The following is a 19,331-nucleotide window of genomic DNA, read 5'->3' as shown; positions in this document are numbered from 1 at the left end:
CACTTCCGTCTGCAGGCCCTTGGCCCCTTATGCTATCCTGTCTTTATTTTTTTCTAAACTTCCAACGGTTATGTGACCATAAATAGTAAGCAGGCTCCTTCAGAATAGTCTCTTCCAGCTTCCTCATATATCGCTCCATTATTTCAAACTCAGGTTCAAGGCTTGCATCCGGGGTAATAACATAAAATTTTCCGGTGTAATATCCTCGCTTTACTTTAGTGATATCAAGATAAACTACAGAAAGACCAAGATGATTTGCAATCTTCTCCATTCCGGTTTGTACAAGCGTATCCTGGTTCAGGAAAGTTGTCCAGTAGTGATCGTTATTTTTTGGCGGACGCTGGTCTGCAAGAAAACCCACCAACATGGCCTTTCCATCGTTATTCAGCTGGATCATTTTCCTGAAAGCTCTCCTCATCTCAATTGGTTCGGGACGAAAGCGGTTCCTGATCTTTAAAAAAAGCAGGTCGAAAGGCTTTGATCTCAACCTTTTGTAAAGAAAGCCCTGCTTCAGTTCAGGCAGATGGTTAATACCGAAAGAGGTCACCCACTCCCAGTTCCCGTAATGGCCCATACACATCAAACACGATCTTCCGTCCCTGGTAAGCCTGCTTATTATTTCAGGATTTTCAAATTTCATCCTTACACGGGCTTCACTGTCCGAAAGGTGAAGCATTTTTATTGTTTCAACGAAGTAATCGCACAGGTGATGGTAAAATTTTCTTTCCAACCGCCTTATCTCTTTAACAGGCTTCTCCGGAAAAGCGTTTCCAAGGTTCATCCTTACCAGTTTCCTTCTGTAACGTACAATATGATAAACAAACAACCAGAGTATATCGGATAGTAGATACAACACCCCTAAAGGCAACATCGCGTGAAGATATGTCACTGAATACAACAGAAGATACCCTGCACTCTTTTTTTGCTTCTTATCCATTAAAATATTGCTTTCATAGCCATTTGTTCTTCATCATACTCGCCAACCACTACCTCCGTCACCCGGTTTATCAGAGTGGAGTCGTAAACGGCATACAATTTTACATAATTTTCGGTAAACCCGTGCATTTTATTACTGCGTCTAGTGTGTTCAAACAGCACTTTCTTCCGGCTACCCTTTTGAGATTCATAAAAACGGCGCAGCTTTGCATCAGAAATATCCAGCAACGCTTTGCTCCGTGCATGCTTAACTTTCGGATCAACAATGTGATCTATTTGGAGTGCCTGGGTTCCGGGACGTTCTGAATAGGTAAAAACATGCAACTGAGAACAGTCCAGCGACTCAATAAACTTCATGCTTTCGGCAAAATATTCATCGGTCTCGCCCCTGACACCAACTATCACATCCACACCAATAAAGGCATGTGGCATAACTCTCTTGATTTTCTCTATTTTATGTCTGAACAGAGCTGTATCGTAACGACGCTTCATCAGTTTAAGAACGGCATCACTACCAGCCTGCAGCGGCATATGGAAATGTGGTACAAATCGCTTTGACGAAGCCACAAAATCTATTATCTCATCAGTCAACAGATTCGGCTCAATGGATGAGATGCGGTAACGTTCCACTCCGTCCACATTATCAAGTGCTTTTATAAGATCTATAAATGTCTCTTTTGTCGTATGGCCGAAATCACCAATATTAACACCCGTAAGCACTATCTCCCTGCCACCTTCACTCACCACCTGTTCTGCCTGCTTCATTAGGGCGGCAATAGACCCGTTGCGACTCCTTCCCCTGGCGAAAGGTATGGTACAGAAAGAACAGAAATAGTCGCACCCATCCTGTACCTTCAAAAAATAGCGGGTCCGGTCATCTGCCGATACAGAAGGGACAAACGACCTTATTCTATTTGTTTTGGAAGTTATTACCTCCACTTTATCCTTTTTACTCAGATCATGCAGATACTTCACAACATCCAGCTTCTGCTCTGCTCCCAAAACCAGGTCAACACCATCAATACTTGCCACCTCTTCAGGTTTCAGCTGTGCATAACACCCAGTAACCACTACAAAGGCGGATGGATTTTCATGAATCACCTTCCTGATGGCCTGCCGCCCTTTCTTATCAGCCAGCTCTGTCACAGAGCAAGTGTTAATCACGCATATATCCGCCTTCTGCCCTTTCCGGGCACGGGTAACGCCGTAATCCAGCAACTGCCTGCCAATAGCGGAAGTTTCAGCATAATTCAATTTACATCCTAAAGTGTAATAAACAGCAGTCTTATTATGAAAAATTGTTTGATCGATCATATTTATAATTGGCCGTACTTACGAATAATATTTTATATCAATAAATTATTCATACGACAGCTTTGTTGTAGAGTGACTTTGAATAAAGATACAAAAATACAATTTTACTCTTGAATTATTGCCTTATTTTCTTTGATAATCAATTTCCGAATATTACTTTTGCACAATAAAGGCAAAAATGTGCATTTATGATCAGGCAGAACTTCATTAAATTATACGAGGAGAGTTTCAGAAATAACTGGAAATTACCTGCTTTAACAGATTACAATGGCAACAGATCATATACTTACGGTGAGCTGTCAGAAGAAATTGCGAAACTCCACCTTCTCTTTTCTGAATTGAATATTCAAAAAGGAGATAAGATTTCCCTGATCGGAAAAAACCACTCTTCATGGGCAATCGTGTTTATGGCAACAATAACATATGGCGCCGTTATCGTTCCCATACTGCACGAATTCAATCCCGTTAGCATGGCACACATTATCAAACACTCCGATTCAAAATTGGTGTTTGTAAACAAGACAATATGGGAAACCATAGACAAGGATAATATAGATATTCCCGTATATGAAATACCGGATTTCACTCTTTTAAAAAGTGATAATGAAAAAGTCCGGAAGGTTTCCGGCACTTTAGCAGGCATTTTCAAAAGTACCTATCATGACGGATTTTCCAGGGAGGAGATCAGCTATGCAGATGTGGACAACGATGAAGTTATTTGTATCAACTACACATCAGGTACTACGGGTTTCAGCAAGGGTGTTATGATTACTGCAAATAATTTTGCCGGAAACGTGACCTACAGCAAAAGGCTGAATCTGCTTTTCACAGGGGAGAAAAACCTGGCATTCTTACCTATGGCACATGTTTATGGCTGCGCATTCGATTTTCTTTACGCACTATCAACGGGTGTTCACATTATATTGCTTGGGGTAATGCCAACCCCTCAAAATCTCATATTGGCTTTTAAGGAGGTTAAACCGAACCTGATAATTACCGTACCACTTATTTTTGAGAAGATATATAAAAAGAAAATACTACCTGTCATCAATAAGCCAATCGTAAAAGTACTGTTAAAAATCCCAGGGATCAATAAATTAATACTAAACAAGATAAAAGCATCTCTTGTTAAGTCCCTGGGAGGTAACTTCAGAGAAGTAATCATAGGAGGGGCGGCTTTGAATGCGGAGGTAGAGGCGTTTTTTTACAGAATGAAATTCCCCTTTACCGTCGGCTACGGCATGACTGAATGCGCGCCTCTCATATCTTACGATCATAATTTCGACTTTGTACCAACATCATGCGGATCGGTGCTGGAAGATATAATGGAAGCACGTATCGACTCCTCTGACCCCGAAACGGTACCGGGAGAAATACAGGTCCGGGGCGAAAATGTGATGAAAGGATACTACAAAAATCCCGAAGCCACCGCTGCAGCATTCACTAATGACGGCTGGCTCAAAACAGGCGACCTGGGAATAATGAAAGGAAGAAGGTTGTTTATCAAGGGGCGGCTGAAAACAATGCTTCTCACCGCAAACGGACAAAATGTATATCCGGAAGAGATTGAGTCGAAACTGAACAACCTGCCATATATTGCTGAGAGTGTTGTCGTTTTACGTAATTTCAAACTTGTGGCTATGGTATATCCCGATATGCAGGCTCTATTATCTGACAACATATCTGATGAAAGGCTGATTGAAATAATGAACGGGAACATGGAAATTCTTAACAGATCGGTTGCTCAGTACGAAAGAATCAGCACCATCGAGATAGTTGAAAATGAGTTCGAAAAAACACCAAAAAAAAGCATTAAACGGTTCCTCTACAGCTGAACACTATCCCGCTCTATCTGTACCAGCAGCAAACGGCTCAATCTGATCAAGCAATTCGGAAAAATAATTTGAATTTACCAACTATACTCATTAGTAAAAACGTTTCATAGATTCGGCCGTTAAGATCATATCTGTTAAATTTACTCACTATACTCTCCATTTGAACACCCTTATGGAGCGACTTCCATAACAAAAAAGGAGGGAAAAGAGGCATAAAAAGCAAAATATTGGCGTAAAAATTGAGGAATTGCCTATGTTTAATATTATTTAACTAAGATTTCCATCCAAAATATGTTTTAGAACATGTTTTTGATATAAATTTGCACCGTTTTTAGAGAAGTAATATTATTTATCGTTTAAAATTATTAAAAATGAAAAAAGTACTTTTATTAGTTGCTGTAATTGCAACATTAGGTTTAGTTTCTTGCAACAATGCACAAGTAAAAGCTGAAAAAGCAAGACAAGACAGCCTTGCTGAAGTAGCCAGATTAGACAGCATCGCAAAAGTCCAGGCTGATAGCATTCAAGCTGCTATTGAAGCTGCTGAAGCTGCTGAAGGCGATTCATTGAGCCAGGTTGCTGAGACTGAAGTTAATCAATAAGCAGTTAAAGAAATCGATTTCAGCCATCCACTAAAGGATGGCTTTTTTGTTTTATATTGGGTTAAAAATATTATCTTTGCCTATCTGTCTGCTGAGACAGGGAAAGCGGTGTTTGCCAGGATGCAGGATAAGGAAAGTAATATTTGCAACTTGTGCTTATCAGGAAAGCGGTGTTTGCCATTCAACGTCAGAAACAGTAGCCGGAAAAATAAACAAGATCAAATTTAATTATCAAACAAGTAATGAGAAAAATTTTATTCATCTGCCTGTTAATAACTGTAGTATCTTCATCCGGATGCAATCAGAGGGCTAACACCTATTTCGAAAAAAAGCTCACGTTCAGAAACTTGCTTACATCAGATCAGAAAGTGAAGTTATCCGCCTACGTAGTTCCAACACAGCGACAATACGAGTGGCAGGAGCTTGAGTTGACAGCTTTTATCCATTTTGGGATGAATACATTCACCGGCAGGGAATGGGGCGACGGATCAGAAGATCCTGCTCTTTTCAACCCGGCCGATTTAGATGCAGAGCAGTGGGTTACCACACTGCAGAACGCTGGCTTTAAATTGCTTATCCTTACAGCAAAACATCACGATGGTTTTTGTCTATGGCCTACCGCAACTACGTCTCATTCAGTGGCATCGTCGCCATGGCACAATGGTTATGGCGACTTGGTAAAAGAGGTGAAAGAGGCATGCGACAAATACAATATGAAGTTTGGAGTGTACCTTTCACCTTGGGACAGGAATGCGGCGAGCTATGGCGACTCGCCAAAATATAATGCAATGTTTGCCCAACAGCTTACTGAACTGCTTACAAACTATGGGGAAATTCACGAAGTGTGGTTCGATGGAGCCAATGGCGAAGGCCCCAACGGCAAAGTACAGGAGTACGACTGGGGACGTTTCTATCATGTTATCGACAGCCTACAGCCAAAGGCGGTTAAAGCAATAATGGGTGACGATGTAAGGTGGGTAGGTAATGAAAAAGGACTTGGTAGAGAAACTGAGTGGAGCGTAACGCCATTGCAGCCTAATATCAACGAAGCCATCACAAATGAAAACAAACGCCTGAATATCTCCCCCACTTCAAAAGAGTTAGGCATCCGTCAGCTTATTTCTGAAGCACAGACGCTATACTGGTACCCGTCGGAAGTTGACGTATCAATTCGCCCGGGCTGGTTCTATCATCCTGAACAGGATAATCAGGTAAAAACATTGCAGCAGCTAGTGAACATCTATTTTAATTCTGTAGGCATGAACTCGGTATTGTTACTTAACATACCACCAGATAAACGAGGCAGAATACATGAGGTTGATGCCGAACGCCTGAATCTGTTTGGCTCATATATCAGAAACACCTTCAGAAATGAAAAGCTTAACGATGGAGAAGCAGCCTGGAAAGCCCGTTCAGGTGCCTCAAAAGAATTTTCAATTCAGCCGGGAGAAACAATCAACACTGTTATGCTTCAGGAAGATATCCGCAAGGGCCAGCGTGTGGAAGAGTTTATATTAGAAGGGCTAATAAACAATGAATGGGTGAAACTGGCCGAAGGTACTACCATCGGTTACAAACGATTGCTCAAATTCAATGATGTAGCACCTACAGTACTAAGGGTCACAATCTCAGAAACACGCGACATTGCAAACATTGCAAAAGTGGGTGCCTATTATGCACCGCTACTGGAAGAAGCAGCCAAAGAGATGCAGTTATCAGATATTTCCGCCGAGTCGTGGAAAATCACCAGTGACAACCCTCTTACTGTTGACCTTGGTGAGCTTTACAAGATAAAAGGGTTTACATATAGACCCGTTGATAACAGGGAACCGGTTTTCACATATATTTTCAAGGTGAGCGGCGATGGTAATACCTGGGTTGATGCCAAAAAGGGAGAGTTCAGCAACATCAAAAACAACCCCATCCCGCAACGCATAATATTCAGCGAGACAATCAATGCCCGTTACTTTCAACTCGAAGCACTCAGTGGTGCCGATGGAGGAAAACCGGCAACAGATATGAACCAGATCGGTATTTTAACAAAATAGACATATGAGGAAAATATTACTGTTTCTCTCAATTTTCGTAATATCTGTAAGCTACGGACAAAACATCGGCGATCTGTTCAAGTCGATGCCGACTGTCCTGCTTCCGGGTATCTCTGAAGGCAACAAAACCATGCTGCTTGTAAACACTGGCAAAACGACCATACCCTATACGCTGGGAGAGATAAGTAAAATAAAGCAAAATGACGATATACTGGAGATAAAAACCTCCGGTGTAGGTACAATCCAGTTGAAATTGCTTCCCGTAGCACAAGATTCAATGATCATCTGCATGATTAAAACCGTATGCGGAGAAGTATGCGACAGCCACATCACTTTTTACGACACAGAGTGGAATGAAATTTCAGGCAAACCCCTTATACCGGATATTTCGGAGGAATTTTTCTTCGATTCTTCAAAAAAAGAGATGGAAAATTATAAATATGCAGTATCTTTGCCTCACATTTATCCGGTCTCGGCAAAATTCAGTAATGATACAAGCGATTTGGTCCTGACATTCAATTACAAACATCTTCTTACTGCCGATCAGATAATGCAGATAGAGCCTTTTCTGAAAAGTGATACCGTTGTTTTGCATTGGAACAACGCCACTTTCAGGTAAAGAATATTAAACCCTGCACCCGTAGTTCAATGGATAGAATACCGGATTCCGGTTCCGACGATGTGGGTTCGATTCCCGCCGGGTGTACTTGAAGCAAACCCATTCAGCTAATATTCAGCTGTTTGGGTTTTGTTTTTTATCATTTTGCAAAACATCATAGAAATCAGTAAAAAAAATGCACCGAATTATTTTCTCAGATCCAGTTTATTTAATAACAAGATAAGTAGCTTTAATTTATCTCACCCGGCAAAGTAAAACTATAAAAAGAGTTCCAGATTCAGGCTGAGAATTGCGGAAGTACATATGTAATTGTCCGAAGTGTGAAAGAAGCTATCGAAGAAATGAAGTTTTATTTAAAATAATGTCTATATTTGTGAATTAACTATTTAAATTTTATAATCATGAGTTTAACTGAGCAACTTAAAGATGGGAAACAAGCAATCGATTGGGAACAACGCAGGTACGAAATTGCAAAAGAAGTATACTGTATCAATATAACTGATAATTCTAATACACCAGACAACATGGTTGCTAGCAGGGCTATTAAACTAGCAGATGTGCTCATAAAAGCTCTTCGCGGGTATTGAATAAAAAGTCAACAACCCCTGGTCTATTAAAAATTCATTTTATATTTCATTTTATTAAGTTATTGCAAAATATCTTTACTGGTTGTTTTCATTTGCGCATGTGGTAGATTACCGTGATCATTTGCTTTCTTTTCTATAAGAAAGTCAGGCAAAAATTAAACTTAAATATTCAAACACTGTTTTGTTGGATATTTTATATATTTTTGTGCGAAAGTATTTTTTGTTCTTACAATATGAAAGTTGATTTAAACAGCGGCGTATATATTGAAATTGGTGGGGAATTGGGTAGATATAATTCTTTACCTGTAGATGTATTAGCTAAAATCGCCAAAGACTTTCAGAATTTGATAATATCAATTGCAAAACACACATTATCATCAGATGAATTTATCGACCTAAATAATTTCCAACTTGAGTTGACTGGGTTCGAAAAAGCTAGTGCTGTTCCAAAATTTTCATATTCTTCTAGAGCAGAAAGTAAATCAGGTTTCTTATGGGAGTCTCAACGAAATCTTGTAAATGATAATTTTAACAATGTCTTACAAATTGCGAACAAAGGAGACTATTATGAACTAAAAAAAATATTGCCTAACCCTGAAGCTAGGACCCCAATTGTTGAGAATTTATATTCATTTACAAGTAATTTTAAAGATTCACCGGTAAGTTTCGTTGATTACAATAGAAGAACAAAGAAAATCACACCTATATATAAAATAAACACATTCAAAGAAGCTGCCAAGAAAGAGTTGATAACCCCCATAATCGAAATTGATAAAGAAATAAGTAAAACGGAGCTCGAGGTCGTTGGATTTGTTAAAGAATTTAGGGAAGGTGAAAAAACCACCCAGAAAAGGGTCATTGAATCTTTTAGTGACTCTAACTTTACACTTGGATATGCTCCAAAGAAAATCTCAACACCGACTAAAGTGTATTGTTTACGATATCCTTTAATATCATCGTTTCAGAAGGAGAATAATTACTATGTAATCAAATCAGAAATGCTAGATATTATTGGGACTGGGAGAGATGAGAATGAAGCTAAAGCTTCTTTTGCAGAAGAGTTCGATTTCATATATAGGAGGTTAAATACCCTCAACGACGATCAATTAACAGAACGAAACAAACTGATTAAGATAAATATTAATAATATAGTCTTAGGCACTGAATAATGAGCGTATTAGATCCAAAGAAAACTTATCGTAATTTAAAGAAAAAGGGATTCATTGATTCTCCAGATAAAAGTGATGACCATAAATATCTAGAATTACACCACGAAGGCAAATTTGTATTATATACAAAAATTAGCCACGGCAACTCGGACATCGATGACTTTCTCATAAAACAAATGAGTGATCAATGTAAATTGTCAAAAAAAGAATTCATGGAATTAGCCAATTGTCCTTTGAGTAAAGGAAAATATTTAAAAATATTGGAAGGTAAGAAACTACTTCAATAATACCTTTCGAATAATGTGAATCATTCTTCACTTGCTATATATACAGTAATTTTTTTTACCCCTCGCTGCACGAACGAGGAACCAATCATTTAATCGCAAATTATCTCACCCGGCAAAATTATACCAAATCGATTTTACCTTTAATATCCTGGTATCATAATTTTCAATAAATTCTTTTATTGAATTTCTTGCCCGATAGGAACGATTATAACATATCTTTCTGTTTATATCGCTCTCTTTCCAGTTATCCCCGGATTCTCCATCAAAGTAACGAAAACAAAAAGCTTCAATATCGAGCGGATCAGTATGAGGCTCTATATCTTCAATGGCTTCCCGAATAATTCTCGTTTTCCGCAGGATCTCCCCGGCTCTGTCCTCTTCATCATCTGCAAGGTCCTCGATCTCGAGCTGGGAATAATTGATATTAGCATCAACCGGGATTGGTTTATATTTATGCCGGTATGGGGCCGTATCTGATGTGGCATTCATCTTGATCATTCTCAAAACGAAGTAGTCCAGTTTGCGGTATTGTTTATGTTTTTTGTTGTAAAGTTCCAATAGCTTCTCTTCCGGCTTTTCCAATAGACTTATCATCACTTCGTTTAGTAGGTCCACCTCTTCACCGGCCATCCCTTGCATTGCACAATGATATTTGGAATAATCCAGCCATCTCTCATATCGCTTTGTAATGTACTTCCTTACCTCTTCAATAGTTATCATAATTTCAGTGTTTAATAGTTGCCTACTTAATAAATATAGAATCCCCAGCACTATTCTAAGAGCCGGGGATCAATAATTCCTGTTGGATGGAATATCGTTGTATAGAAATGTACTTTAATATATACCGGAAACCTTTTTTTACACAAAAAAAAGCGGGTGTTAACCCGCTCAATCAATTGGTGAATAGATTTTCTCCTTCATTCTTTTATCTCAACCTTATCAGCTTCTACTTCTTCATCATGCAATAAATCAGCTATCGATGCGTAAAGGTTAAACAGGTTTTTACGGCTCAGTAGAATACGCTTATCACCGTGCCGGATGTTATAATTTACTGTTTATACTTCATGTCCGATCCATAGGTGATTTCTTTTACAACCTGTGGCAAATTCTCTCTTTTGTCCATACTATCAAATATAATTAGTGATTAATACTCAATACGGATAGGCGGTACTGACATAGAGCGTTTGTAACTCAATCTTTTTAATTTCCTGACTTCAGTAAATCCGATTACAGAATGACATACACCACTCTCGACAGTTAGTTCCAGGTAGTCAGGATCGAATTCTGACATCAGTTCTCCGACAATTCCATCAACTAAAACTAGATCACCTTTACGGATATCCGCTGAATCAGCATCGGAAAAGAAACTCCCTTTGTATCTATGTATCATAATAACCAGTTTTAAATTTCAGTACATTTCAATACGCCCAGTTTCTCATCGATCTCTTTCATCATCAGATTGAGGATCTCAGACCGCAAGCTATAGTAAGCATCAAACAATGGCTTAATCATTTCCTGCGCCTGGTCTACTCCCCACAATTTTTCAACTTGTTCATATACTATATTGGTTGCTTCTTCTGCAGCTTTGTAAGCTACCAGATACTCTTTTGTTCCATCGCTTAACTTCACGTTTCTCATTTGTTCCGGTGTAAATTTTAATGCATTCATACTTTTTAGTTTTTTGGATTAATTGTTGATTTGTCTTTAATTGTCTGCAGTACCAGCATATCAAGTTCAGTGTACTGGCCGGCCATTGTATGAAGTAATTCAGCAAGTCGCTCAACTGGTTCCTGCAGTAAATCAAAAATCACTTCATTAAGAACCTTTGTGGCCTTTTCTCCATTATCCTGGTTATGGTAAACAGCATAGTTATGCCATCTCTCATATCCATCTCTCACGTGATTGATTACGTCTGTTTTGCAAATAGTTTTGAAAAAAGAGGGTGTGCCGGTGTCTGTATGATTTACCACTATTGATCTTGACTTACGCATTGTAGTTATAAGCATAAAAGTTTATATTTCATTACTGTCGTCTTCTTCTCTCAGATTTGCTTCTATAGCCAATCCCATTAATCTCAATATCTCGGCTTGGAACTCTCCGAGTGTGCGAAATAACTTATCTGTCATCATTTCTTTCCGATCTAATCCCCAGATGCGTTCCAATTCTTTGCAGGTAATGTTCGCAGCCTCATTTGCAACTCTATATGCGACTATGTACTGTTTTGTTCCCTCAGAAAGGTTCACGTTTCTAAAATCGCTTAATGTTTTTTCCATATCAATAAATTTTGTTTGTTAATCGATCTATCCTTATTCTCCAAATTTTTCAACTTAAAACGCAACAATTAATTAAACATATAGGCTAATATATATGCAGCATATGTAACCATATATATAATACAAAAGGCAAGAAACAAATTAAAAAATCACAAATCATTAAACATACGGTTATGTTTTATAAAATCTATTTGCTTTATAGTTATATAGAGTGATAGGAAAATACTATATTTGCTGTAAAACTAGAAATATTGCTTATGAAACTTAGAGTATTAGAAATTTGCAAGGAAATCGGTATTACTCAAAAACAATTGGCAGAAAGGACAAAGATGTCAGAAGTGGGTCTTTCAAAGGCCATTAATGGCAATCCTACCCTAGAGACCTTGAAAAAGATTGCAAATGCCCTTGGGGTCCCTATAACTGATTTGTTTGCCTCAAAAGAGCCGATTTCAGGCATCATTATTATCAATGGGGTGACCCACCAGATTGAATCATTCGATCAATTACAGCGAATATGTGAGGGCTACAGGACCAAATCAAACGAATGAACTAATAATGATTTGTTTGATTGAAGAATCACTTTAACAACCTGGCCAAGGCGTTGGCTGGGATTAGAAATATAAAAAACCAACTCGCAAAACAATTAACATTCTAACAGTTATGGATGACAAAACAATCGAACAGATCATTATTAAAGCAGTTGAAATTGGTGTATATAATACTCTCAACCGGCTTGGACTTACTTCTGAGGTAGTAACAGAATCTCAGGCCCGGAAACAGTATGGCAGGAGATTAATAGAGGAATGGCGCAGTAAAAGGTGGATTGTCGGGTATCCGACTGAAAACAAGAAAATAGCAAAAGTATATTTCAAAAGAACGGAACTCGAGACTGCAAGCCGGATGCTCGACATTCAGAACGTAATACCGGTAAACAAGATTTTCGGAGAATTGAAGTGATTTGAGCTGCTCTGCCTCGAGTTTAAGACAAAGTCAGGCAAGCTGTCACTAGATCAGAAAGAGTTCCAGAAACAAGCGGAAAACTGCGGCAGTAAGTATTTGATTGTCCGAAGTGTAAAAGAAGCGATTGAGAAAGTGAGGGAGTATTTAAAATTATGATTACATTTGTGAATTAACTATTTAATTATTTGTCATGGAAAAATTCAAAGTAAAACTCCCTGATGGAGATGTATTCTATGTGAGTGGTGATCGAATCATATCCACAACAGTTGCAATTGAAATAGCAGTCGATAGGGCAACAGTTGCAGTATTCCCGATTGGAACATCAATTGTAAAAGCTTCAGCAATCGCCGACAAAGATTAACTGAATTAACCGGGCCAACCCCCCGGTTTTTTTATTCCATAAAAAACCCCTCGCTACACGAACGAGAGGCAAACCACTAAACCAAGGCGATTGGAAAATACTTATGTTATAGATCAAAAAATGAGATTTCTCTAGTCAGAATCACTATACATCCCAGTATTATCAATGCTGGAAGCAAAGTAAAGCGCCATCCCTATTGATAACCCTCATATATTATTCACTTAAACAATGAAGGCAGTGAGATTTTTAGCTATATTTGCAATTAAAGATATTAACTATTTAAAACTTGTACAATGAGCACTTTTTCAATTAAACACAGACAGGATATAGATGATCTAATGGCTGATAACAATAAACTATTCACCTCTTCTTTTGAAAATAAAATTCAGTATTTTGATTCAAATATTATGTTTTCTATCATGGTTAGAGATGCTGCGAAAAACCAAAATAAAGGTGATATTGAATTAATTTCCAATATGTTAGGTAGTATAAATCTCATTCAGATTGATCTTTTAATCATAGTCTATTACACATTGAATGAAAGTCGAACTTTACCTAAAATATACTTAGCGCGCCAAGCGGCATTATTAATATATGAAGCTTTAATAACTCTCATGAAATACAGAAATAGTTTTTACAAGACGCTAAATAAACATGAATTTGATATAGATTTCATCCATGAACTAAAAACCAAAAGCGTTGAGAATAAAGACAAACTAGTGATGTTTGAGAATAGAGTTAAGAAAAGTATTGAAGACATTAGACATTTTACAGCTGCTCACAGAGACTTTGATTTTGAGAATCAGATAAACGCAATAAAAGGGGCTGATCCAAACACAATGATTGGCCTATCTATGGAATTTGATTCAATTGTTCAAGAGTTAAGTGACATTTTAAAATCCTACCTCGACAGGTATGTGATAGTTAATTAAAAGCTTAAGCAACTACTACCCTATCCACCGTTTTCTTATTCATCGCTTTGTACAAACTGATAACTTCAAAGAATTCAGCCAGGATCGTCATACCGTCAGGAGCATCATCATGCTTGTTTCCGCCCTCCTTCTTGTAGCCGGTAAGCGATTTCATGAATCTGTCGTAATCGGAACCTTTGATGATATCGCTCTAAAGCATAATTTTTTATTAAGATAGACATCACAAGAACCACGCGAAAGATGCCAACTCTGTGAGCTCTTCCGCGTGTAAAATAAAGTTAGAAATTGAATTAAGAAAGCACCAGTTTTTTGAGATTGTAAATTCAATTAGTAAATGCAACTTTGTAGGACGAATAGGATAGTTAAATTTTTTCAGAGCCAGGGGCTGTTCCAAAAGGACAGCTCCTATTTAATTTTTTATACTGCTATCTTCTGATTGTAATTGTTAATTGAAGAGAAGTTTATCGAGTTGATCTCTATTTTTTATCTATCTAACAAACAGATGCATACACTTTTAAACACCTCAACTATGTGTTTAAGTGGTTAAAAAACACTTTTCGGAGCGGACTCAAATATAAAAAAGTTCAAAACCAATTGCCAAACTTATGATAATGTGCTATCATTACATTAATTATTACTATTAGGTTTATAGTGAAATGAGCACAAATGGTAGATAATAGCGGTTTATTGTTTATTTCGGCTCTTAAGAAGTACATGTAAACAAAAATAAATCCTGCTACAGTCGTGCTTAGTATATAAAAGAGAGAGTAATAATGAAAAAGACCAAAAGCAATTGAAGAAATTGCCATTATTATCCACTTGTTAATCTTGGCTTTTTGATATATTTTATAGAAAAGAGCTTGAAAAATCAACGTTTCTACTATTGGAGCAATAATTAAGGTATCTAATAATAAATTGATAGTAACAGAGAAGTTTTCATCTATCAATTTTTCTCTAAAAGAGGTATCCGGAATTTTGAATAACTCTTTGATAATGTTAAACAATAATTTTATTATAAAATAAATTATTGATAAAAAAAGAGAAAACAAAGGGATATTTGTTTTTGCAATTTTTTTTAAGACTTTCATACAAACCAGAAAGATATTTTTAAAAACTATTTTAATGGAAAAGACTTATTTTAAGAGAGAGTTTGCAGGCATACTACAAACTCTCTCCACATTAACTATCTGAGCGGACTTGATGGTGCATTTCCACCCCAATACTCGCCAGTTTCCTCTAAGTACCATTTGCCTAATTTTCTTAAGTCTCCAGCCAGACTTCTACCTGTAAACAACTCATACAAAAAATCAATTCCTCCACCATTCACCTCTTCCAACTCTACCATTGAGAGTTCTTGAAATTCTAAATTTTTCATTTTACAAAAATAATTAAAATTGTTAATACTAAAAAAAACTTGCCGCAATTAATTCATCACTATGCGTACTTGTGATGTATTAACTACAATGCAAAATTAACGGAGCAGGGTGAAATAAAATTGCACTTTGGTAAAATCTTCCTCCTCCATTAATGTTTTTCACCTCACTGTTAGACAACTTTTTAAATGAATAAGAAATATCTAAATATATATTTCCGTTATAGAAATAGGTCTCGCTCTTTTTATCGTAACGAATATCTAAACCCATTATTCGCATCTCTTCCAGAATATTAAAAAGCTGTCTTTTACTTAACTGTAATCTGCCAGCAAAACGTGCAGGATTTCCGGTTGCTCGGTTATAAATAAGATGATGAATATATTTCATCCTGTCAATTTGTTGAAAAAGTGTCATAGTTGATTGTTTTTTTATGTCTATTAACTACAGTTTTTAGATAACGGTGGTTACACATTGTAACTCCCTAAAATCGAATGCCTGCTATCCTCCATTATTTTTTGTTACTATAATAATACTCGTGTAACATTATTTTATACGCCAAATCATATTTTGCCTGCACTGCTTGCGATTGACTGTTTGCCAACCGTTGTTTCACTTGCAAGTGCTCATAGACCGAAAGTTTTCCGGCATCAAACTTTTCGGTGACAAATCGAAATGCTTCGGTATAAGAGCTTACTGATTGATTGGCTGCCCAAAGTTTTTGACGAGCATTTAATATCTCGCTTTCCATTTTTAAAGCTTCGGCACGCAAATTGTTTTCGGTTTCCTGCAAAACAAGAGATTGGTTCCGGATATCAATCTTAATTCCTCGCAAATTATCACGCGTGACAAACTTATCGAATAAAGGGATGCGCAAAGCTACATAAACATAAGCTTGGCGATTGTTTTTTAGTTGTTCAAAAAGCGGACTGTTCAAAATCTCCGATTGTATGTAATTACTGCTCCCGATGCTTCCACCTAATGAAAGTGACGGAAAATATCCGGCTTTAGCTTTCTTGAGTGCCCACTGCGCACTTTGCAAACGATGTTGTGCCGAACGGATTTGCGGAAAATGATTGATTTGTAAATCACCTTTGTTTAAACAATCCGATAACTCCATTCGAGTGGTATCCACCACTATATCGAACTGATGAATATGCTCAGTAATATTCATCAGCCGAGCAAGTTCGATTAGAGCAATGTCCACGTTCCCTCGTGTTTCGGTTATTTTCAGTTCATCATCGGCAAGTTGAGCTTCCATTTGCAACAGCAAGTCTTTAGATGCCATACCTGCCTCCATACGAAATCGCACACGGTCAATTTGAGCTTCGGTAAGCTTTTTTTGTTCAACAGCAATGATGTGTACCTCTTTATATATTGATGCCCGATAAAACAAATTTGCAATATTGAGCCTAAGTTCATCTCTCTTAGCGATGATATTCTCTTCAATAGCCTGCATGCCTGAACGATTTTCTCGAATAGAATAACGAGTGGAAAAACCATCGAATAACGGCTTTACCACATTCAGATTAAAATTCGTAATGTGCGAACTTACATCCTGATAGATGTTTTCTCGATTGAGTGAACGACCAAAATTAAAGCGTTGCGATGCCACGATTTCGGAACTTGGCAAACGACTGTTTTTCAACATTCGTTCGCGAATGTATTGCATGTCGGCTTCGCATTGTGTTTGTTGTATGGATAGATTGTTCTCCAAGCCATAGGTTATACACTCTTCTAAAGTCCAAGCTTGTTGTGCCGTAAGTGTAGAAACATATATGCCCGCGATAAAGATGAGAATAAATAATTGTTTCATTGACGTTTTCTAATTTCTTCGGACATTTTACCCGATAATATTAAACTGTTCGTTCCACAAATGAGCATACACGCCTTTTTGTAGTAACAACTCATCATGCTTGCCCGATTCCACTAAATTTCCTTCTTTTAAAACCACTATGTTGTCGGCATGGCGGACAGTGCTTAATCGGTGCGCTATAATAATTATGGTTTTTCCTTCGGCTGCTAAACTATTAAGCGTTTCACGCACATATTTTTCCGATACGGAATCGATCGATGATGTTGCTTCATCAAAAATCAACACTTCAGGATTTTTATACAAAGCACGGGCAATTGCAATGCGTTGTTTTTCTCCTCCCGACAACGAAGCTCCCTGTTCGCCGATATAAGTGGAAAATCCGTTAGGCAATTTGCTTATAAAATCATTCAAACCCAACTGCTCCGCAATTTCCAATATTCGTTTTACATCCGGTTGAAAGTCTCCCAATGCAATGTTTTCGATAATACTTCCTGCAAAAAGCTCTATTTGTTGCGGAACAGTACTGACCAATGCACGAAGGCTGTCGTTAGTTATTTGTTTAATATCAAATTTTCCAATCTTAATGCTCCCGCCTTGAATAGGATAAATATTTTGTAACAACGAAACAAGAGTGGTTTTACCTGAGCCGCTTTCGCCCACGATGGCTGTTATTTGCCCTTTGGGAATGGTTAGCGACAAATCGGTAAAGACCTGCTTACGAGTTCCATAACGGAACGAAACATTTTGCAAAGTAATATCACCCATATAAGAACGACTAATCTCGTGCTTGCGTCCGGTATCTTGCTCTTCACGATCTAAATCCATTATTTGGAACAAACGATCAGCAGCAATAAGGGCGTCTTGTACGGTCTGATTGGCAGTGATGAGCGAACCAATAGGTGAAATAACATATCCTACCAGCGAATAAAACACCATTAACGTTCCCGGCGTGATTTGTTGTTTAATAACCAGCGTACTGCCTGCCCAAAGCACCGCTACCGTAATTGCCGACGATACGAATTGAATTCCACCTTGTGCCAAAATAGCTCCATATATGCTTCGGAACGTGTTCCGTAAAAGCCTTACAAAGCGAATTTCGGTTTTCACGTTGGCAAAATCTTCCACACCAAAGCGCTTTATAGTGTTTATAGAGTTTATTGATTCAACCAACTGACTTTCCAACTCGGCATTGGATTCCATGATACGTCGCTGGTATTTTCGATTAAGCCGATTGAAACCCACGTAAATAATTAAAAAAAGCGGTGCGGATGCAAGCGTTATCAAAGCTAACTGCCACGAATATATAAACATCACGCAAAGCGAAAAGAAAAGTATCATCACATTTACCGCAAGGTCAATGGAAACGTTATTGATAAAATTGCGTATTTTTACCGCATCTCCCACACGTGAAATAATCTCACCCACTCGCATAGTATCAAAGAATTGTTGCGGAAGTGTAAGTAAGTGTTTATAATATCCCAATATCAAAACCGCGTCAATGTGTTGTCCTGTTCGTAAAGTCAAAACACTTTTCATAGACCCTATAAATGTACGCAATATGATAATGGCAATCATTATAAAGCCCATTAAGTGCAGTAAATTATAGTTTTTATCAATAAGCACGTAATCGGTTATTTTTCCCACATAAACCGATGTAGAAAGGCCTAAAATGCTAAAAATCGCTGCACCGAACAAGGCTTGTAGCATCAACGATTTGTGTGGCAACAACAATTCCACAAAACGGCGCATCACACTTTTTGTTTGTTTTCCGCCTCGAAATGATTCCTCTTTTTTCATCAACAACAGGATGCCTGTCCACTCTTCTTCAAAAGCTTCGCGAGTAAGTTTGTGCATCTTTCCATCTTTCGGATCCATTACGTGAATATGCGTTGGTGTAGCTTTGTAAATTACCACAAAATGATGCAAAGCTTTTTTTACCACAATATGCGCGATAGCAGGAAAAACGCCGTGTTGAATTAAAGTATCGTAATCGCCTCTTACACCACGTGCTTCCAACCCCAAACGTTTGCTTACCTCAATAAGTCCGAGCAAATTTGTTCCTTTTTGATCGGTGTAGGCATATTGCCGAATTTTGGCAATAGGATAACGCAAACCGTGGTAAGCGCAAATAGATGCAAGACAAGCCGGTCCGCAATCGGTAATATCGTGTTGTTTTACTTTTATTCCTTTCTTCATTTTATTATAGCTTTTGCCTTTGTGTT

General features: G+C 37.8%; 23 protein-coding genes and 1 tRNA gene. 11 read left to right on the top strand and 13 right to left on the bottom strand.

Translation table 11 applies throughout. The features are described 5' to 3' along the window. Window positions 1-43: 43 nt before the first annotated feature. Together KDN43_RS11470 and mtaB are read right to left on the bottom strand one after the other, a co-directional pair. Window positions 44-937 (bottom strand): lysophospholipid acyltransferase family protein, encoded by an 894-nt coding sequence (locus KDN43_RS11470; RefSeq protein WP_238866277.1) that lies wholly within the window; start codon window positions 935-937, stop codon window positions 44-46. Continuing rightward, on the bottom strand, window positions 937-2,250 hold the full coding sequence (gene mtaB, locus KDN43_RS11465) for a tRNA (N(6)-L-threonylcarbamoyladenosine(37)-C(2))-methylthiotransferase MtaB (RefSeq protein ID WP_238866275.1): 1,314 nt from the start codon (window positions 2,248-2,250) through the stop codon (window positions 937-939). Before mtaB ends, KDN43_RS11470 begins: the two co-directional genes overlap by 1 nt. 188 nt (window positions 2,251-2,438) lie before the next feature. Between mtaB and KDN43_RS11460 the strand changes: the two genes are divergently transcribed. From KDN43_RS11460 to KDN43_RS11425, 7 genes are all read left to right on the top strand, one after another. Beyond that, window positions 2,439-4,085, top strand: a complete 1,647-nt coding sequence (locus tag KDN43_RS11460; RefSeq protein WP_238866273.1) for an AMP-binding protein — start codon at window positions 2,439-2,441, stop codon at window positions 4,083-4,085. Window positions 4,086-4,456: 371 nt separating this feature from the next. Then, entirely contained in the window at window positions 4,457-4,687 is a 231-nt protein-coding gene (locus tag KDN43_RS11455; protein ID WP_238866271.1) for a hypothetical protein, read from the top strand. A gap of 242 nt (window positions 4,688-4,929) precedes the next feature. Beyond that, window positions 4,930-6,735 carry an alpha-L-fucosidase gene (locus KDN43_RS11450; RefSeq protein WP_238866269.1) on the top strand — a complete coding sequence of 602 codons (1,806 nt, stop codon included), beginning with the start codon at window positions 4,930-4,932 and terminating at the stop codon, window positions 6,733-6,735. A gap of 4 nt (window positions 6,736-6,739) precedes the next feature. Further along, window positions 6,740-7,354: a DUF3256 family protein gene (locus KDN43_RS11445; RefSeq protein WP_238866267.1), complete on the top strand. Its 615-nt coding sequence runs from the start codon at window positions 6,740-6,742 to the stop codon at window positions 7,352-7,354. 15 nt (window positions 7,355-7,369) lie between these two features. Further along, window positions 7,370-7,441, top strand: a tRNA-Arg gene (locus KDN43_RS11440). A 314-nt stretch (window positions 7,442-7,755) separates the two neighbouring features. After that, the gene (locus KDN43_RS11430) at window positions 7,756-7,941 is read left to right on the top strand and encodes a hypothetical protein (protein ID WP_238866265.1); all 186 of its coding nucleotides are present in this window, start codon (window positions 7,756-7,758) and stop codon (window positions 7,939-7,941) included. A gap of 233 nt (window positions 7,942-8,174) precedes the next feature. Continuing rightward, the gene (locus tag KDN43_RS11425) at window positions 8,175-9,110 is read left to right on the top strand and encodes a hypothetical protein (protein WP_238866263.1); all 936 of its coding nucleotides are present in this window, start codon (window positions 8,175-8,177) and stop codon (window positions 9,108-9,110) included. A gap of 392 nt (window positions 9,111-9,502) precedes the next feature. On the opposite strand, the gene KDN43_RS11420 is transcribed toward KDN43_RS11425, so the two are convergent. From KDN43_RS11420 to KDN43_RS11400, 5 genes are all read right to left on the bottom strand, one after another. Then, a complete protein-coding gene (locus tag KDN43_RS11420) occupies window positions 9,503-10,117 on the bottom strand; it encodes a hypothetical protein (protein WP_238866262.1) in 615 nt (204 codons plus the stop codon). A 424-nt stretch (window positions 10,118-10,541) separates the two neighbouring features. After that, window positions 10,542-10,787, bottom strand: a complete 246-nt coding sequence (locus tag KDN43_RS11415) for a hypothetical protein (RefSeq protein WP_238866260.1) — start codon at window positions 10,785-10,787, stop codon at window positions 10,542-10,544. A gap of 11 nt (window positions 10,788-10,798) precedes the next feature. Beyond that, a complete protein-coding gene (locus KDN43_RS11410) occupies window positions 10,799-11,065 on the bottom strand; it encodes a hypothetical protein (RefSeq protein ID WP_238866259.1) in 267 nt (88 codons plus the stop codon). Between the two features lie 5 nt (window positions 11,066-11,070). Further along, window positions 11,071-11,388 carry a hypothetical protein gene (locus tag KDN43_RS11405; protein WP_238866257.1) on the bottom strand — a complete coding sequence of 106 codons (318 nt, stop codon included), beginning with the start codon at window positions 11,386-11,388 and terminating at the stop codon, window positions 11,071-11,073. Window positions 11,389-11,409: 21 nt separating this feature from the next. Then, window positions 11,410-11,670 carry a hypothetical protein gene (locus tag KDN43_RS11400; protein WP_238866256.1) on the bottom strand — a complete coding sequence of 87 codons (261 nt, stop codon included), beginning with the start codon at window positions 11,668-11,670 and terminating at the stop codon, window positions 11,410-11,412. 257 nt (window positions 11,671-11,927) lie between these two features. On the opposite strand from KDN43_RS11400, the gene KDN43_RS11395 reads away from it, so the two are divergent. From KDN43_RS11395 to KDN43_RS11375, 4 genes are all read left to right on the top strand, one after another. Further along, window positions 11,928-12,218, top strand: coding sequence for a helix-turn-helix domain-containing protein (locus tag KDN43_RS11395; protein WP_238866254.1), 291 nt, complete (start codon window positions 11,928-11,930; stop codon window positions 12,216-12,218). Between the two features lie 112 nt (window positions 12,219-12,330). Beyond that, window positions 12,331-12,627 (top strand): hypothetical protein, encoded by a 297-nt coding sequence (locus KDN43_RS11390; RefSeq protein WP_238866252.1) that lies wholly within the window; start codon window positions 12,331-12,333, stop codon window positions 12,625-12,627. A 193-nt stretch (window positions 12,628-12,820) separates the two neighbouring features. Continuing rightward, the gene (locus KDN43_RS11380; protein ID WP_238866250.1) at window positions 12,821-12,991 is read left to right on the top strand and encodes a hypothetical protein; all 171 of its coding nucleotides are present in this window, start codon (window positions 12,821-12,823) and stop codon (window positions 12,989-12,991) included. A 293-nt stretch (window positions 12,992-13,284) separates the two neighbouring features. Beyond that, on the top strand, window positions 13,285-13,923 hold the full coding sequence (locus tag KDN43_RS11375) for a hypothetical protein (protein WP_238866248.1): 639 nt from the start codon (window positions 13,285-13,287) through the stop codon (window positions 13,921-13,923). Between the two features lie 4 nt (window positions 13,924-13,927). Here the strand turns inward: KDN43_RS11375 and KDN43_RS11370 are convergent, their stop codons facing one another. From KDN43_RS11370 to KDN43_RS11345, 6 genes are all read right to left on the bottom strand, one after another. Further along, window positions 13,928-14,077 (bottom strand): hypothetical protein, encoded by a 150-nt coding sequence (locus tag KDN43_RS11370; RefSeq protein ID WP_238866246.1) that lies wholly within the window; start codon window positions 14,075-14,077, stop codon window positions 13,928-13,930. 430 nt (window positions 14,078-14,507) lie between these two features. After that, entirely contained in the window at window positions 14,508-15,011 is a 504-nt protein-coding gene (locus KDN43_RS11365) for a CPBP family intramembrane glutamic endopeptidase (RefSeq protein WP_238866244.1), read from the bottom strand. 95 nt (window positions 15,012-15,106) lie between these two features. Further along, a complete protein-coding gene (locus KDN43_RS11360) occupies window positions 15,107-15,298 on the bottom strand; it encodes a hypothetical protein (RefSeq protein ID WP_238866242.1) in 192 nt (63 codons plus the stop codon). 79 nt (window positions 15,299-15,377) lie between these two features. Then, a complete protein-coding gene (locus KDN43_RS11355) occupies window positions 15,378-15,710 on the bottom strand; it encodes a hypothetical protein (protein WP_238866240.1) in 333 nt (110 codons plus the stop codon). A gap of 94 nt (window positions 15,711-15,804) precedes the next feature. Next, a complete protein-coding gene (locus KDN43_RS11350) occupies window positions 15,805-17,109 on the bottom strand; it encodes a TolC family protein (RefSeq protein ID WP_238866238.1) in 1,305 nt (434 codons plus the stop codon). A gap of 27 nt (window positions 17,110-17,136) precedes the next feature. Further along, window positions 17,137-19,305, bottom strand: a complete 2,169-nt coding sequence (locus KDN43_RS11345) for a peptidase domain-containing ABC transporter (protein ID WP_238866236.1) — start codon at window positions 19,303-19,305, stop codon at window positions 17,137-17,139. Between the last annotated feature and the right edge of the window lie 26 nt (window positions 19,306-19,331).

Source organism: Proteiniphilum propionicum, from assembly GCF_022267555.1.
Classification (GTDB): domain Bacteria; phylum Bacteroidota; class Bacteroidia; order Bacteroidales; family Dysgonomonadaceae; genus Proteiniphilum; species Proteiniphilum propionicum.
The sequence above is the reverse complement of the archived record's forward strand: the minus strand, read 5'-3'. Positions and strand labels throughout refer to the sequence as shown.

Bases quoted from the DNA above. Each gene is read 5' to 3' on its own strand.
- KDN43_RS11470 (WP_238866277.1), bottom strand. From the start codon at position 937: ATGGATAAGAAGCAAAAAAAGAGTGCAGGGTATCTTCTGTTGTATTCA.
- mtaB (WP_238866275.1), bottom strand. From the start codon at position 2,250: ATGATCGATCAAACAATTTTTCATAATAAGACTGCTGTTTATTACACT.
- KDN43_RS11460 (WP_238866273.1), top strand. From the start codon at position 2,439: ATGATCAGGCAGAACTTCATTAAATTATACGAGGAGAGTTTCAGAAAT.
- KDN43_RS11455 (WP_238866271.1), top strand. From the start codon at position 4,457: ATGAAAAAAGTACTTTTATTAGTTGCTGTAATTGCAACATTAGGTTTA.
- KDN43_RS11450 (WP_238866269.1), top strand. From the start codon at position 4,930: ATGAGAAAAATTTTATTCATCTGCCTGTTAATAACTGTAGTATCTTCA.
- KDN43_RS11445 (WP_238866267.1), top strand. From the start codon at position 6,740: ATGAGGAAAATATTACTGTTTCTCTCAATTTTCGTAATATCTGTAAGC.
- KDN43_RS11430 (WP_238866265.1), top strand. From the start codon at position 7,756: ATGAGTTTAACTGAGCAACTTAAAGATGGGAAACAAGCAATCGATTGG.
- KDN43_RS11425 (WP_238866263.1), top strand. From the start codon at position 8,175: ATGAAAGTTGATTTAAACAGCGGCGTATATATTGAAATTGGTGGGGAA.
- KDN43_RS11420 (WP_238866262.1), bottom strand. From the start codon at position 10,117: ATGATAACTATTGAAGAGGTAAGGAAGTACATTACAAAGCGATATGAG.
- KDN43_RS11415 (WP_238866260.1), bottom strand. From the start codon at position 10,787: ATGATACATAGATACAAAGGGAGTTTCTTTTCCGATGCTGATTCAGCG.
- KDN43_RS11410 (WP_238866259.1), bottom strand. From the start codon at position 11,065: ATGAATGCATTAAAATTTACACCGGAACAAATGAGAAACGTGAAGTTA.
- KDN43_RS11405 (WP_238866257.1), bottom strand. From the start codon at position 11,388: ATGCGTAAGTCAAGATCAATAGTGGTAAATCATACAGACACCGGCACA.
- KDN43_RS11400 (WP_238866256.1), bottom strand. From the start codon at position 11,670: ATGGAAAAAACATTAAGCGATTTTAGAAACGTGAACCTTTCTGAGGGA.
- KDN43_RS11395 (WP_238866254.1), top strand. From the start codon at position 11,928: ATGAAACTTAGAGTATTAGAAATTTGCAAGGAAATCGGTATTACTCAA.
- KDN43_RS11390 (WP_238866252.1), top strand. From the start codon at position 12,331: ATGGATGACAAAACAATCGAACAGATCATTATTAAAGCAGTTGAAATT.
- KDN43_RS11380 (WP_238866250.1), top strand. From the start codon at position 12,821: ATGGAAAAATTCAAAGTAAAACTCCCTGATGGAGATGTATTCTATGTG.
- KDN43_RS11375 (WP_238866248.1), top strand. From the start codon at position 13,285: ATGAGCACTTTTTCAATTAAACACAGACAGGATATAGATGATCTAATG.
- KDN43_RS11370 (WP_238866246.1), bottom strand. From the start codon at position 14,077: ATGAAATCGCTTACCGGCTACAAGAAGGAGGGCGGAAACAAGCATGAT.
- KDN43_RS11365 (WP_238866244.1), bottom strand. From the start codon at position 15,011: ATGAAAGTCTTAAAAAAAATTGCAAAAACAAATATCCCTTTGTTTTCT.
- KDN43_RS11360 (WP_238866242.1), bottom strand. From the start codon at position 15,298: ATGAAAAATTTAGAATTTCAAGAACTCTCAATGGTAGAGTTGGAAGAG.
- KDN43_RS11355 (WP_238866240.1), bottom strand. From the start codon at position 15,710: ATGACACTTTTTCAACAAATTGACAGGATGAAATATATTCATCATCTT.
- KDN43_RS11350 (WP_238866238.1), bottom strand. From the start codon at position 17,109: ATGAAACAATTATTTATTCTCATCTTTATCGCGGGCATATATGTTTCT.
- KDN43_RS11345 (WP_238866236.1), bottom strand. From the start codon at position 19,305: ATGAAGAAAGGAATAAAAGTAAAACAACACGATATTACCGATTGCGGA.